This window comes from Chitinophagaceae bacterium C216 (genome assembly GCA_028485475.2).
GTDB lineage: Bacteria > Bacteroidota > Bacteroidia > Chitinophagales > Chitinophagaceae > Niabella > Niabella composti.
On the sequence record CP144143.1, the window covers coordinates 1,146,199 to 1,160,797 of the forward strand.

Here is a 14,599-nt window from a genome sequence, read left to right on the forward strand (position 1 = left end):
TCCTGGTTATGAAAAATAATTTCAATTTCTTCATAGGTGTCATGGGAGCCCTGTTGTGTTTGGCTTCCTGTGAAAAAGTGGATCCGCTGCCTTATTACAATACTGGCAAGGAGTCGGCATTAACATTATCTACCACTACCGTTACTCTATCACACGAGAATGCAGAGCAGGAGGTAATTACATTTAGCTGGACCAATCCGGAGTTTGCCACTAGTGAGGCTCAGTATAAATATGTGGTAGAGCTAGCACCTAAAGGTGCTGATTTTACTAATGCAGTAGCTTTTGTTGTTGTAGGTAAGCATAACAGTTTGTCGGTAAAAGGTTCAGATTTGAATAATGCTCTGGTCGCTTGGGGAAAATCGTTTGGGGAGGTGGTAGATTTGGAAGCGAGGTTAAAAACTTCTTATGCCAATAACAATGATATGAAAATCTCTCCGGCTGTTGACTTGAAAGTTACGCCTTATGCGATACCTTTTAGTTTGTCGGCTACTGCAACCGGAACTTTTTCTCCTACACCGCAAACAAAGGACGATATTTTTACCACCCTTTCGTGGACGGTTCCTTCATATGGTAATGCCACTTTGCATTACGAATTGGAATATGCTAAAGCTGGAACGAATTTTAGTAATCCGGGTATTATTGTAATAGCTGCTGATTCCCTCTCCAAATCTCTAACAGGATTTGAAATATTTCAGATGGCTAATACAGTGGATATACCGCTAAATACTACCGATGATATTGAAGTGCGTGTGAAAGCCATTATTAATAAGACAGGACAAACTTCCTATTCTTCTGTCCAAACTTTACGTGTAACACCTGTTGAGATGACATTATATATGTATGTGCCCGGTGATTATCAAGGATGGAATCCTGAAACGGCTTCGCGCATCGCTTCATCCGACGGTATTCACTACGAAGGATACATCTGGATACCTGCAGGTGGTAACGGTGAGTTTAAAATCACTACCGAGCCCAACTGGTCTTCGCTCAACTACGGAGGCACTTCTACTGCAACCGGAGGCACCTTAGTTTCTAATGGCGATAATCTGAGGTTTCCTGAAACTGGTGCCTACTACTTACTAAAGGCCAATGTTCATACAATGGAATGGACAATTACCAAAACCGAGTGGGGATTGATTGGGAATGCCACTCCCGGTGGGTGGGATAATTCTACACCTATGGTTTACGACCCGATAGTGGGCAAATGGAAAGTTACGGTAACTTTTACAGAGGGGTATTTTAAATTTCGGGCGAACAATGGCTGGGATATCAATTTAGGTAATGGAGGAGCATATCTGAGTTATGGAGGAGGGGATATCCCGGTTTCAGCAGCTACTAAAACCGTTTGGCTGGATTTAAGCAGTCCGCTGAAATACACTTATACGATTGAATAAGGAGCCGATTATTTTTATTATTCAGGTATAATTATAATAAAGGTAGCAGCAATGCTACCTTTATTATAAACCTACAACCCGCAGAAAAATTGTAAAATAAGATAGGCAGTAAAATTTTGTGTCAAAAATTTTACTGATAATCAATTAATTGTGAGGGTGCCTTTAAAAAATATTGTCTTTTTCATTGTTTTTATCAAATACTAATCTACCTTTGCACCCCCAACCAATATGGAAGGGAAATCGGGGGTTAGCCCGGTTTTTTAGTCATAAATTGAAAATATAAAAATGAGTAAGCAACATTTCACCACGAAACATGCGAACGAGGCTACCGTACAGCGCAACTGGTACGTTGTAGACGGTACTAATCAAACCGTAGGTCGTATGTGTTCAAAAATAGCCGCTATTTTACGCGGTAAGCACAAAGCATATTATACACCACACGTTGATACCGGTGATTATGTGATTGTAGTAAACTGTGAGAAAGTACAGTTAAGCGGTAACAAGCTGGAACAAAAAGTGTACGATACTTTCAGCGGTTATCCCGGTGGTCGTAAAGAAGAGCTGGCGAAAGACCTTTTAAAACGTCGTCCTGAAGTAATTATTGAAAGAGCGGTAAAAGGAATGCTTCCTAAAAACCGTTTGGGACGTAAGATGTTTAAAAAGTTATTTGTGTATGCAGGGCCCAATCACCCTCATGGAGCACAACAACCTAAAGAATTAAAATTTTAAAACCTGCTTTAAGCAATTTGCTTTAAGCCTTAAGCGTATAAAATAGATGGAAAAACAAAAAAATGCAGTAGGTCGCCGTAAGGAAGCTGTTGCTCGTGTTTTTATCAGCAAGGGCACCGGTAATATTACTGTAAACGGTAAAGATTATAAAACCTATTTCTCCCTGGTGTACTTACAAAATCAGGTAGAACGTCCGTTAAAAGCTATTGAGGCAACCGATAAGTATGATATTAAGGTAAATGCTACCGGAGGTGGTATTAAAGGACAAGCCGAGGCTATCATGCTGGGCATTGCTCGTGCATTGGTAGACTTGAATCCTGAGTATCGTCCTGCGTTAAAAGCTGCAGGATTGCTGAAACGTGATCCTCGTTCAGTTGAGCGTAAGAAATTCGGTCGCAAAAAAGCGAGAAAGAGCTATCAGTTCTCTAAAAGATAATGGCTTGTGGTTGGAGGGTTGTTACAACCCCCTGCTATTGGTCATGAAAGCATTTAAAATCCTTTTCAAATTTATACGATGGAAAATAACAATACATCATTACAACAGCAGCTTCTGGAGGCGGGTGTTCATTTCGGTCACCTGAAGAAGAAATGGAACCCCAAAATGTTGCCTTACATTTTTGCTGAGAAAAAAGGCATTCATATTATCGACCTGAACAAAACGGTAGAATGCCTGCAGGAGGCTGCAGCAGCTATGAAACAAATTGCCCGTAGCGGTAAAAAAATATTATTCGTAGGTACTAAGAAACAAGCTAAAGATATCGTTACCGAGTGCGCACAAAGAGTGGGTATGCCTTACGTAACTGAACGTTGGTTGGGTGGTATGCTTACCAACTTCAATACCGTGCGCAAGAGTGTTAAGAAAATGCAGAGCATTGAAAAAATGCTGAACGATGGCTCTCTGGACAGCATTACCAAGAAAGAGCGTCTTACCTTAACCCGCGATAAGGAGAAAATGGAAAAAGTATTGGGTGGTATTGCTCAGCTGGGCCGTGTTCCTGCAGCGTTGTTTATTGTTGATATCGGACACGAACATATTGCTCTTTCAGAAGCAAAACGCTTGGGTATTACTACTTTTGGCGTAGTAGATACCAACTGCGATCCTAATAAAGTAGACTTCCCCATTCCTGCTAACGATGATGCAACAAAGTCTATCGCTATCATCGTAAACTATATCACCGCCGCTATTCAGGAAGGATTGACTGAAAGACAGGCCGCTAAAGATGAGGAAGTAGAAGACAACTTTGCTGACGAAAAAGAAAAACAGGCTGCTAAATTGCTAGCCGAAGCAGAAGCTGAAGGCAACCGCGGTGCTAGATCTCAGGGTGGTGGCCGTAGAAGAAGTTCCGGAAGCGGTGCCAGAAGTGGAGCAGCTAAAAGATAAGCATGCACATTTCCCTTTTAGGGATATATCAGATAATTCTATTCATAAACTAAGTTAGGCAAGCGGGCTGTTGCTACAACAGCCTGTTGGTCTGAAACTTTGAAATTTATATAAGAATGAGCACAACTATAACAGTACAGGATATCAATAAACTGCGCCAAGCTACTGGAGCAGGTATGATGGATTGCCGCAAAGCACTTACTGAAACTAATGGTGATTTTGAAGCAGCCATCGACTGGTTAAGAAAACAAGGTCAGAAAATCGCTGCAAAGCGTAGCGACCGTGAAGCTAAAGAAGGTGTGGTGATCGCGCAAACCACTGCCGATAACAAAACCGGTATTGTAGTGTGCGTAAGTTGCGAAACCGACTTCGTTTCTAAAAATGAGGATTTCGTAGCATTCGTGAAAACTATTGCAGACGCAGCTCTCAATAATAACGTAAACTCAATTGATGAGTTGAACGAAGTGGTGGTAAACGGTGTTAAAGTATCTGAACTGGTAAATGATAAACTGGCCTCTATCGGTGAGAAAATTGGTATCACCAAGTTTGAAAAAGTAACAGCTCCTTATGTAGCTGCTTACATTCACGGTGCATACCGTATTGGTGTGCTGGTAGGACTCGATAAAGAAGCTGCTCAGGTAGGTAAAGATGTGGCCATGCAAGTAGCTGCATTAAGCCCTGTAGCTGTGGATGCTAACAGTGTTCCGGCTGACATTCTGGAGCGTGAGAAATCAGTTATCATGGAGATGATCAAGGCTGATCCGAAAATGGCCGGTAAGTCTGAAGATATGCTGGCAAAAATTGCAGATGGTAAACTGAACGCTTTCTTTAAAGAAAGTACACTGGTAGCTCAGGCATTCGTAAAAGATTCTAGTAAATCCGTAGGAGACTACCTGAAGGAGAATGGTGATGTGAAAGTATTAGAATTTAAACGCGTAGCATTAGGTTAAACCTATCAGGATACTAACATAGCTTTAAAGCGCTCCCGAGTGGGGCGCTTTAATTTTTTAAGAGGGTATCCATTGTTGTATCAGCATGCTCAGTTCTTCCTCCAGACTTACCGAAGGCATGGGTATACCCACCCGCCGATACCAATAGTTAGCATTCCAATCATCACCTTCTTGTCGGTGTAGAAAGGCATGCAGGCGATCGAACTCTTTTGCGCCTTCGTGTTGTTGTGCTATTTGATGTGCTTTATTCCAATTACCTTTTGCAGCATGCCAGAGGGCGCTTTGTAGAGCATTGTATGCTGAGGGTGGAGCGGAGTGAGATAAAGAATCTTTAAATGACTGAGGTATCATGCTATAAAAATAGTAAAATCTTATGGGTATGTACGTGGTATGTCTCTTTGCTATTTTAGTGGGACTTGAGGGGGTATGCTAAGATGTGTCAATCAGCTTGTGCTAATTAATAATAATAAATACGGGCTGAATGTAAAAATTGGACGAATCTGCTTTCTATATAATTCCCATGTTCCTTGCAATAGCCAATAGCTCTGTAATACTATTACATCTCATCTTTTTAAAGATATTCTTTCTGTGTGTGGCAATAGTGTGTGGGCTAAGAGAAAGCGATTGGGCCACTTCAGCTGCAGATTCTCCTGTGGCAAATCTTCTGATAATATCGATTTCCCGCGAAGTAAGAGAGAGTGCTTGGTCAGCAGAGGTGTCATTGAGCAATTTCTGTATAACGGGGCAGAGATAAGGCTTAGTTTTGCCGGCGAAGTACAGGCATTTTATAATCTCGTCGAAAGACGAGTATTTACTGATAACCCCGTGAGGTTTATATCGCATCAGGTCTTTTATCAATAAAGGGTTTGTTATAGAAGAGATGATAATAGCCCTAGATTTAGGTTTTATACGTCTGATATCTTTAAGTAGATTTAAAGTAGTTTCATTATTGATATAATATTCCATGAAGAATACTATCTCATTGGTTAGTTTTTCCTTAAAGACAAATTCTAGAACTTCCCTTTCATCATAGAATGAAAAGACATGACTGAATAATCGGGTGGTTTCTAGCGTACGTGCAAAAGTGTCCGTAAACAACTTATGATCATCCAGTAAAATAGCGAGAGGACCATTTTCATTTAATGAAAGTCTCATTTCACATCTTGCGGTTTTGATTTATTAATCGGGCAAAGGTAAGATATTTATGATGTGCTAGGCTTAATTACTATTGTAAACTTAAAAAAGTTTCATATAACTTAAAAAGGGTATTCAATATTTTTTATATAACCTATTTAGAGTATTTGTTAAATAGTTTTACACCTCTATAATTTTTCAAGAATAATTTCGCCACCTGTTCCCTCTACCTGCTATTTTATACATGTTATAATTATTTATTATATATTTAAATATAGCAAATTTTACTATTATGAAAATCGCAATCAAAACGCCACTATTTTTAGTGCTAATTTTTTCGGTATTATTAGCCAACGCACAGCAGGCTAAGAAACCTATCAATTTCGTTCTTGGAGAATATCCTGCCCAGCCCCAGTCTCCTGAATATTTTACCCGTTCTGGTTATTTACCAACATCTCAATTTAGGAGTAATTTTACTTACTATTTATATTTTGGGAAAAAGGATGCTACTACTCCAGGATGGAACAGGGTTGTAAAATTATTCGATATTGAGGGGGAATCTTATAGTGTTACAAAGGCAGTACCTGGAGAGAAGCCTTTTAAAAAGGTAATCATTAGACGTAGTTCTAATGACCAAAAAACCACAGCTCTGTTTGAAATACCTAGTGCACTAGGTAATCCGGTAGCTGATAGAAGTAGTGTGTATATACTTCCTGATTACTCAGGTAATATGGAAGACCTGATTAATACTTACACCATCAATCGAGGAACCGACAATGTTTTCGTTAATGATGCAGCTACTACCACTAATATTGAGCGAGTAGATATGATCTTGGATAGCCCTATGAGTGTAGCTTCTCTTAATAAGCAAACATCGGGGTTCTTACTAATGGATCGTGGAGGTAATGATAATTTTAAAGTGGCAGCGATCATTGGTTTCAATGATGTAACCGATGAAGTGACTCAATTAACAGCAGCAGCTACCGTAAGTAAAAGTTATTGGGGACAAACAGGGGTTAATATTATTTCCGTTGTATTGCAAGGACAACCTGAAGAGCTTTATCCCAGCCAGACTATCTCATTGCAGTCACTGAGTGGGGTATTTGTACCTCTGTCTATTTTTAATAATTTGCCTGATGGTGCTACCTTGTACGGTATCAGTGTTTTTGCGAACGATGTCAATTTATCTCCTGAAGATCTGTTAGATATTGATAAATATCCTACTAATACTCCTGAAGCTATTGGTAGTCAGGATAATGGTCTTGATTTGATGGCGGGTGGTGGATTCTTTACCAAAGCCATTTTGGTAAAAGGTAAAATATGGAAAGATGAGAGTCTAGATGCCATTATTAATAACGGAGAGAACGGCATTGATGCCGGTATATGGGTAAACCTTGTGGATCCTGATGATAAAGTTGTAAGCTCTGTGAAGGTTGCGGATGATGGAAGTTACACTTTATTTGTACCTGATAATGGTATCGTGAGCGGTAACTACAAAGTAATCCTTACTACTAAGGAATATTACGAGGGAAATGTGCTTACAGCTTCAGAAAGACCTGATGGATACGGCTTCACAGGGGTGAATGTAGGCGGTACACCCAACACTTCTAACAAAAGTGGAATTATTGATATAGGAGAAATTGATGGCAACGGCGATATTACCGATGTCAACTTTGGTATTCTTGATGAAGCCCAGCTTCCTGTAACTTTCGGTTCTATTCAAGCGTACATAAAAAATAATGAGCTGTTTGTATTGTGGAGCACGCTGTCAGAGGTTGGCAATTCCAGATTTGAAATAGAAGCTTCTTACGATGGTAAAAACTTCTTCAAAATAGGCGAAGTAGCGAGCCAGGCAGAAGGGGGTAATTCTTCTTCAGAGCTACAGTATAGTTTCCAGAAGAAAATATCGGCAAGTTTGTTATTTATTCCTGTGCTAGCTGCAGTAGTGTTGATGTTATTTGCCTTTAACCGCAAGAATAAATTATGGGCATTGTCCTTGCTTTTTGCAATGGTTTCTTCATTTGGTTTTTACTCTTGCAAGAAGAGCGACCAGGCATTTACAAAAGATGCAGACAAGCTGTTTATCCGCATCAAACAGATAGATTTGGATAATCAATATGAGTACAGTAAAACAGTACAAGTAATAAAATACTAAAATGAAGAGGCCGCTGTAAAGCGGCCTCTTCGTTATATGTTGGGTATCGGATATTATCTTAAGGCACTTGTACACATAATGTATAAATTTTAAAGATAATAATAATAACTTAAAAAGGGTATAAAACATATATTATATAACCCTTTTACAGTATTTGTCGGAAAGTAGTTTTTCAAAATTCAATTTTGAATTAACTTGCGCCGGATTTAACCGTTACCCTTATATGTATCCGTATATATAAGATTTACCCTATTTATTTAATCCTATAACCCACAAACTTAATCTTATCATGAGTAGATTGACAAAACTAATTGTGTCCTTACCCGTATTTTTAGTTTTTTCTTCCTTGATGGCTAATGCACAGCCTAAAAAGCCTATCAATTTTGTTATTGGAAACACTCCGACCCAAAGTCCAGCCTATAAGTACACTATTAAGGGCTATGGCGGAACCTATGCAACCAATCGCAATTACGAGTTAATTTTCGGGCAGAAGAATGCTAATACTCCTAGCTTCAACAGGGTTGTAAAGCTTTTTGATATTCAGGGAGAGTCTTACAGCGTAACTAAAGGGGTGTCTGGCGAAAAACCTTTTAAAAAAGTAATTATAAGACGTAGCTCAGGTTCTACAAAAACAACAGCACTTTTTGAAATCCCTAATGAGTTACCTACCAACGTTTTCCCCAATAACTATAAGGTGTACATGGTTCCCGATTATGTAGGAACTATGGAAAACCTAATTAACAGTTACACCATCAATCGAGGAACCGACAATGTTTTCGTTAATGATGCAGCTACTACCACTAATATTGAGCGAGTAGATCTGATATTGGAAAATCCGGTATCAGTACATGCTGTTACTAAGAATACCTCGGGTTTTTTGCTGATGGAGCGTGGTGGTAATGATGACTTTAAAGTTGCAGCCATTACCGGTCTTAGTGGCGACAATATTACTAAATTGGCCACTCCAAGTCTTGTAAAAAAATCGGACTGGGGTGCTACGGGTGTACAAATCCCCTCAATAGTACTACAAGGTGAGCCTAATGCTCTCAAACCCAGTCAAAACATTTCTACTCAAATGTTGAGTGGCGTGTTTATCCCTCTGTCAGCGTTGAATGTTTCAGCGGGAGAAACAATATACGGTTTGAGTTTATTTGCGGCAGATGTCAATCTTTCTGGAGCAGACTTGCTCAACATTAGTAAATATCCTACCAACACCAAGGACAATAGCGGCGGTTATAGCCATGGCCTTGATTTAATGGCTGGAGGTGGCTTTTTTACTCGCGCTATTTTGGTAAAAGGTAAAATATGGAAAGATGAGAGTCTAGATGCCATTATTAATAACGGAGAGAACGGCATTGATGCCGGTATATGGGTAAACCTTGTAGACCCCAACGGGAAAGTAGTAAGCTCCGTACAAACCAAAAATGATGGAAGTTATACCTTGTATACTCCTGATAACAGTTTGGTGGACGGTGGGTACAAAGTAATTCTTACAACCCGTGAATATTACGAAGGTGATGTATTGACACATTCTGAAAGGCCCGATGGATATGGATATACAGGAGTGAATGTGGGAGGAGTGCCTGATGTATCGAATAAAAGTGGTATTATCAATATAGGCGCCATTGATGGTAATAGTGATGATATTACAGAAGTGAACTTTGGTGTTCTTGATGAACACTCGCTTCCTGTAACTTTCGGTTCTATTCAAGCGTACATAAAAAATAATGAGCTGTTTGTATTGTGGAGCACGCTGTCAGAGGTTGGTAATTCCAGATTTGAAATAGAAGCTTCTTACGATGGTAAAAACTTCTTCAAAATAGGCGAAGTAGCGAGCCAGGCAGAAGGGGGTAATTCTTCTTCAGAGCTACAGTATAGTTTCCAGAAGAAAATATCGGCAAGTTTGTTATTTATTCCTGTGCTAGCTGCAGTAGTGTTGATGTTATTTGCCTTTAACCGCAAGAATAAATTATGGGCATTGTCCTTGCTTTTTGCAATGGTTTCTTCATTTGGCTTTTACTCTTGTAAGAAGAGCGATCAAGCATTTACAAAAGATGCAGACAAGCTGTTTATCCGCATCAAACAGATAGATTTGGATAATCAATATGAGTACAGTAAAACAGTACAGGTAATAAAATACTAAAATGAAGAGGCCGCTGTAAAGCGGCCTCTTTTATTAGATGTTACAATTATTGGATAACATTCAAAATGTCTTGAAGAGTATAATCTGGACAAGCTCCTTTTTTTGATGCCACAAATGCACCTATGCGGCAGGCAAAGTCCAGAGATGCATCTGGCAAAGTTCCCGATACATGTTGGGATAAAAAACCGGCAAGAAAGGCATCCCCACTTCCTATAGTATCTGCCACTTGTACTTTATAGCCGTTATGATTATAAAACTGTTCTTGATAAAATAGTGTTGCACCATGTGCTCCCTTGGTAACCAGTATAGTGGGAATGGTAAATGTTGAGCTTAATATATGTACTTGCTTTTCAAAAGTATCTGTATCGGTATACCAAGAAGCGATAAGAGTAAGTTCGTGGTCATTCAATTTTAAAATATCTGCCTGTTGTAATAACGCCGTTACAGTGTCTTTGGTATAATGGGGTGGACGTAAATTGATATCTACAATCTTGTTTTTTGCACTTTTTAATAATTCAAATAAAGTTGTTCGTGAGTGTTCACTACGGGCTAGCAGACTACCACATATGAAATAATCTGCTTCTTTTACCATCTGCAATAGCGAAGGAGTAATATCGATATAATCCCATGCTACTGGCTGTACGATGTCGTATTCCATCTCATTACCAATTTGAGTGGCAATTACCGTTCCGGTGGGCTTTTCAGCATCTGTTTGAATATGAGATGTGACTACTTGATGGTCTTGCAGAAAACGAATCAGCTCCTTCCCGTTTTCATCGTCGCCTATTTTCGAAATCAAAGCTGCCTGTTGTCCCAGCCTGTTTAGGTGATAACACACATTCATAGGGGCACCTCCGGGTACTTTTCCGGTTGGTAATATGTCCCAGAGAATTTCGCCAAAACAGATAGCATTCATATAGCTTCTTTTAACAAATAAAGAAAGGAGGATGCAGAAATGTATCCCCTCCATACACCCTCCTTTGGATGAATTAAAGCAAAAATTTATCGTTTAGCCAGCCCTCGATCAATTTCAAGTCATCCTCGGTAATAGAAATGGACATGGCTTTTGCATTTTCCTCGGCCTGTTTTGCATTCCGTGCACCGGCAAGTGCAGCAGCTACGGCAGGCTGATGGAAGGTCCACGCCAGTACCAATTGGGCTGTGGTGGCATTGTATTTTGCAGCTAAATCAGCAAGATTATCGGTGAGCCTTTTTACTGCAGCAAAATCAAAACGCTTGAAATAGTGATTGCGATGATCACCTTCTGCCAAGGTTTGCATGGTAGCATATTTGCCCGTTAGCAATCCGCGTTCCATGGGGCTGTATGCGATAACGGAAAGATTATTTTCCAAACAGTAGGGAACAACTTCTTTTTCAATATCACGTTTCAGCATACTGTAGGGTACTTGGTTGCTGGCTAGTTTTACCGTCTGCTCAGCTTCTTTGAGCTGTGCTGCATTATAGTTACATACTCCAATAGCTCTTACTTTTCCATCCTGCAGCATTTTTTCCATGGCGCGCATGGTTTCTTCGATGGGGGTGGTAGAGTCGGGCCAGTGAAGTTGTATAAGGTCGATGTAATCTGTCTGTAATCTTTTCAGGCTTTCTTCCACATCACGCAAAGCCTTTTCATAACCGCCATACTTGTATATTTTTTTCAGGTTCCCCTGATTATCCGTGCCATCAAAGGCATAGTCACCTTTTTCCATATCCCATACCATACCAAATTTGGTAAGTATTTGCACTCTACTGCGGTCGTATTTTTTTATGGCTTTACCTACCAGCTCCTCGCTGTAGCCAAATCCGTAAATAGGAGCAGTATCAATGGATGTAACACCATTGTCAATATACGCCTGTATAGCTTCGATAGAATCTTTCTCGTCGTTTCCTCCCCACATGAAACCGCCTATAGCCCAGGCGCCCATGGTAATGGGGGTTACTTCAACATCTGTAGTACCTAATTTTCTCTTCATGATATCATTTTTTTCAATGTGAATGAAAGATATTGTAAAGATAGCTTAATAATATGGCAGCTTTAGTGTCCTCTTCCATCAGTTGATGAAAACTTTTCAAGCTTTAAGTCTGCAAACTTTTTAACTGTTCCCTATCTTCGCCTTGTAAAAAACCAATTATCCTAATAAAAATAAGTTGAAATGCAACCTAAATACAAGCGGATATTGTTAAAACTTTCAGGAGAGTCTTTAATGGGTAATAGAAATTATGGAATGGACCCCGATATTATTACCCAATACGCACAGGAAATCAAGGCTGTAGTGGACATGGGTGTTCAGGTTGCTATAGTAATCGGTGGTGGTAATATTTACAGAGGAATGAATGAAGCTCAGACGGGAATTGAGCGCGCGCATGGCGATTATATGGGAATGTTGGCAACGGTGATTAACGGTATGGCTCTTCAGGCAGGCCTGGAAAAGGCCGGAGTGTTTACACGCCTGCAAAGCGCTATTGTAATGGAACAGATTGCAGAGCCCTATATTCGTCGCAGAGCCATTAGGCATTTGGAGAAGGAAAGAGTGGTCATCTTTGGAGCCGGAACCGGAAACCCCTATTTTACTACTGATACGGCAGGTTCACTGAGAGCAATAGAGATTAATGCTGATGTAATTTTAAAAGGTACCCGCGTAGATGGCGTATATACCGCCGACCCAGAAAAAGACCCCACCGCAACCCGATATAAAACCGTAAGCTATCAGGAGTGTCTTACCAATAATCTACGCATTATGGATATGACTGCCTTTACCTTGTGTATGGAAAATAAATTACCGATTATTGTATTTGATATGAATAAACCAGGCAATTTGGCAAAAGTAGTGGCTGGAGAAGATGTAGGTACACTCATCAGTTAATGGTCCACAGCTGTTTAATAGCATCATATGAACATCGCTGATATCAGAACCCAATATTCCCAGAAAAGCCTTTCTGAAGCAGATGTATTGCCAGACGCTATAGCGCAGTTCGAAAAATGGTGGGATGAGGTCATTCATTCGCAGATTACAGAGCCTAATGCAATGACCCTTGCAACAGCATCGCTAGATGGAGTTCCTGACGCTCGTATTGTACTACTCAAGGGAGTATCTCAAGAGGGCTTTACTTTCTTTACCAATTATGAAAGTCAGAAAGGCCAACAGTTAGCGCAAAATCCTCGTGCATGCCTAGTTTTCTTTTGGAAGGAACTGGAGCGTCAAGTGCGCATTAGAGGGGTAGTGTCAAAAGTGTCTAAGGAAAAAAGTGAAGCATACTTTTTCTCCCGACCTGAAGGCAGTCAAATTGGGGCCTGCGCATCGCCACAAAGCCGTGTAATTGCCGATAGACAGGAGTTAGAATCGAGAGTACAAGCTTTAGAAGAAGCTGTTAAAAAAGGACATAAGATTGAAAAACCCGACTACTGGGGTGGTTATATTTTGAAGCCGGAGAGCCTCGAATTTTGGCAAGGAAGACCAAACAGGCTACATGATAGAATTCTATACACTTTGCAGGATAAGGGTGATTGGCTCATTCAGCGCCTGGCTCCTTAGTCATCGATTATTTTTCCGCATATGGTAAAATCTTTTCCCGAATGCGAAGCTATAAAATTGGGGAGATGAAGAACTTTTGCAGGAAAACAACTTATGTCCTGCGATTTTCAATTCCTTTGTTATTGTGATGAAGGGTATATAGTGCGCTGTAAACAATGCAGGCACTATCAGATTGCTTTCATTTCAACTCTGATTACAGTGGATGAAGCAAACTTTACTGTTTTCTGCAGTCATGTTCGAAATAAGGCAGCTCATAACTACGCTTATATCAATAGAGACGCCAAAATTATTATCATTCCTACATCTGCGAGTGATGTGAATCTGTTGCTTACACCCAACGAGCTTTCCAGACTTTACGGAATGCTCGAGGAGGCGGATAATGAAATAAAGGTGCAGGAATTGCTAGGATTGTTCGGATAGAGAAGACAGATAATAAAAAAAGGAGCTTAGAGCTCCTGTTTAGCAATTTGTTTTTTCGTAAGTTGAAATTACTTAGCCGCTTCAGTTTCAGCAACTTTTTTCGCCGCCAGTTTTTTCTTTTTACGCGGGCGGCATTTTCCAAATGAACCTTTAAAACGTTTACCTTTTACGGTTTTTTTGTCGCCTTTACCCATAATATAATAGTTGTTTCAATTTTGCCGCAAACCTACATAAAATTCACGAAAAATGCCCTGACTAAGGCAGGGCATTCAATACTTTGTGCGACTACGCGGTTAGAGCTTAGAAGCAAGCTCTTTACCAGCTTTAAAGCGAGCCACTTTTTTAGCTTTGATTTTGATAACTGCACCGGTTTGTGGGTTGCGTCCGTTACGTGCAGCTCTTTTAGATACAGAGAAAGTACCAAAACCTACCAGAGTTACTTTATCTCCTTTTTTCAAGGTTTTAGTAACAGCATCAATGAATGAATCTAAGGCAGCATTAGCTTGTGTTTTAGTAATGCCGGCATCTTTAGCAAGCTTTTCAATCAATTCAGACTTGTTCATAATTTAATTTTTAGTGTGTTTACTTTTAAGTACAACAAATTTAGAGGGTTTTATCTCATACTAACAAAATATTTTGTTATAAATCTCCTCAGAAAATTGCTGTCAAAGCTAGACGGAGTAAGGATTTGCGCAAAAGACGGGAGAGGCTAATAGGTTGGTATGAAATGAGCGAATCGGCTGAAATCCGCTACAGACAA

16 protein-coding genes are annotated in these 14,599 nt (G+C 39.9%); 10 read left to right on the forward strand and 6 right to left on the reverse strand.

The annotated features are described in order from the left end of the window. Positions 1-8 precede the first annotated feature (8 nt). The 5 genes from PIECOFPK_RS04690 to tsf all read left to right on the forward strand — a co-directional run bounded on the left by PIECOFPK_RS04690 (position 9) and on the right by tsf (position 4,454). On the forward strand, positions 9-1,394 hold the full coding sequence (locus tag PIECOFPK_RS04690; RefSeq protein WP_330973254.1) for a SusE domain-containing protein: 1,386 nt from the start codon (positions 9-11) through the stop codon (positions 1,392-1,394). A 285-nt stretch (positions 1,395-1,679) separates the two neighbouring features. Next, positions 1,680-2,123 carry a 50S ribosomal protein L13 gene (rplM, locus tag PIECOFPK_RS04695; RefSeq protein ID WP_330973255.1) on the forward strand — a complete coding sequence of 148 codons (444 nt, stop codon included), beginning with the start codon at positions 1,680-1,682 and terminating at the stop codon, positions 2,121-2,123. Positions 2,124-2,169: 46 nt separating this feature from the next. Further along, a complete protein-coding gene (gene rpsI / locus PIECOFPK_RS04700) occupies positions 2,170-2,559 on the forward strand; it encodes a 30S ribosomal protein S9 (protein WP_330973256.1) in 390 nt (129 codons plus the stop codon). Between the two features lie 78 nt (positions 2,560-2,637). Further along, positions 2,638-3,504, forward strand: a complete 867-nt coding sequence (gene rpsB, locus PIECOFPK_RS04705) for a 30S ribosomal protein S2 (RefSeq protein ID WP_330973257.1) — start codon at positions 2,638-2,640, stop codon at positions 3,502-3,504. A gap of 116 nt (positions 3,505-3,620) precedes the next feature. Next, positions 3,621-4,454: a translation elongation factor Ts gene (gene tsf / locus PIECOFPK_RS04710; protein WP_330973258.1), complete on the forward strand. Its 834-nt coding sequence runs from the start codon at positions 3,621-3,623 to the stop codon at positions 4,452-4,454. A 57-nt stretch (positions 4,455-4,511) separates the two neighbouring features. Here the strand turns inward: tsf and PIECOFPK_RS04715 are convergent, their stop codons facing one another. Together PIECOFPK_RS04715 and PIECOFPK_RS04720 are read right to left on the reverse strand one after the other, a co-directional pair. Further along, positions 4,512-4,805 (reverse strand): hypothetical protein, encoded by a 294-nt coding sequence (locus tag PIECOFPK_RS04715; RefSeq protein ID WP_330973259.1) that lies wholly within the window; start codon positions 4,803-4,805, stop codon positions 4,512-4,514. Positions 4,806-4,961: 156 nt separating this feature from the next. Then, positions 4,962-5,609, reverse strand: a complete 648-nt coding sequence (locus tag PIECOFPK_RS04720) for a response regulator transcription factor (RefSeq protein ID WP_409966633.1) — start codon at positions 5,607-5,609, stop codon at positions 4,962-4,964. A 271-nt stretch (positions 5,610-5,880) separates the two neighbouring features. Between PIECOFPK_RS04720 and PIECOFPK_RS04725 the strand changes: the two genes are divergently transcribed. Together PIECOFPK_RS04725 and PIECOFPK_RS04730 are read left to right on the forward strand one after the other, a co-directional pair. Further along, positions 5,881-7,743, forward strand: a complete 1,863-nt coding sequence (locus PIECOFPK_RS04725) for a hypothetical protein (RefSeq protein WP_409966634.1) — start codon at positions 5,881-5,883, stop codon at positions 7,741-7,743. A 289-nt stretch (positions 7,744-8,032) separates the two neighbouring features. Then, positions 8,033-9,886: a hypothetical protein gene (locus PIECOFPK_RS04730; RefSeq protein ID WP_409966635.1), complete on the forward strand. Its 1,854-nt coding sequence runs from the start codon at positions 8,033-8,035 to the stop codon at positions 9,884-9,886. A gap of 46 nt (positions 9,887-9,932) precedes the next feature. Here the strand turns inward: PIECOFPK_RS04730 and PIECOFPK_RS04735 are convergent, their stop codons facing one another. Further along, the gene (locus PIECOFPK_RS04735; RefSeq protein WP_330973263.1) at positions 9,933-10,802 is read right to left on the reverse strand and encodes a carbohydrate kinase family protein; all 870 of its coding nucleotides are present in this window, start codon (positions 10,800-10,802) and stop codon (positions 9,933-9,935) included. A gap of 73 nt (positions 10,803-10,875) precedes the next feature. After that, entirely contained in the window at positions 10,876-11,859 is a 984-nt protein-coding gene (locus PIECOFPK_RS04740; protein WP_330973264.1) for an aldo/keto reductase, read from the reverse strand. Between the two features lie 180 nt (positions 11,860-12,039). Between PIECOFPK_RS04740 and pyrH the strand changes: the two genes are divergently transcribed. The 3 genes from pyrH (at position 12,040) to PIECOFPK_RS04755 (ending at position 13,839) form a co-directional block, all read left to right on the forward strand. Beyond that, the gene (pyrH, locus tag PIECOFPK_RS04745) at positions 12,040-12,750 is read left to right on the forward strand and encodes a UMP kinase (RefSeq protein WP_330973265.1); all 711 of its coding nucleotides are present in this window, start codon (positions 12,040-12,042) and stop codon (positions 12,748-12,750) included. Positions 12,751-12,777: 27 nt separating this feature from the next. Continuing rightward, entirely contained in the window at positions 12,778-13,419 is a 642-nt protein-coding gene (gene pdxH / locus PIECOFPK_RS04750; RefSeq protein WP_409966636.1) for a pyridoxamine 5'-phosphate oxidase, read from the forward strand. Between the two features lie 93 nt (positions 13,420-13,512). Then, positions 13,513-13,839 (forward strand): DUF6686 family protein, encoded by a 327-nt coding sequence (locus PIECOFPK_RS04755; protein ID WP_330973267.1) that lies wholly within the window; start codon positions 13,513-13,515, stop codon positions 13,837-13,839. Positions 13,840-13,907: 68 nt separating this feature from the next. Here the strand turns inward: PIECOFPK_RS04755 and PIECOFPK_RS04760 are convergent, their stop codons facing one another. Both PIECOFPK_RS04760 and PIECOFPK_RS04765 read right to left on the reverse strand, forming a co-directional pair. Continuing rightward, the gene (locus PIECOFPK_RS04760) at positions 13,908-14,033 is read right to left on the reverse strand and encodes a 30S ribosomal protein THX (protein ID WP_330973268.1); all 126 of its coding nucleotides are present in this window, start codon (positions 14,031-14,033) and stop codon (positions 13,908-13,910) included. A 99-nt stretch (positions 14,034-14,132) separates the two neighbouring features. Then, positions 14,133-14,402 carry an HU family DNA-binding protein gene (locus PIECOFPK_RS04765; RefSeq protein ID WP_330973269.1) on the reverse strand — a complete coding sequence of 90 codons (270 nt, stop codon included), beginning with the start codon at positions 14,400-14,402 and terminating at the stop codon, positions 14,133-14,135. Between the last annotated feature and the right edge of the window lie 197 nt (positions 14,403-14,599).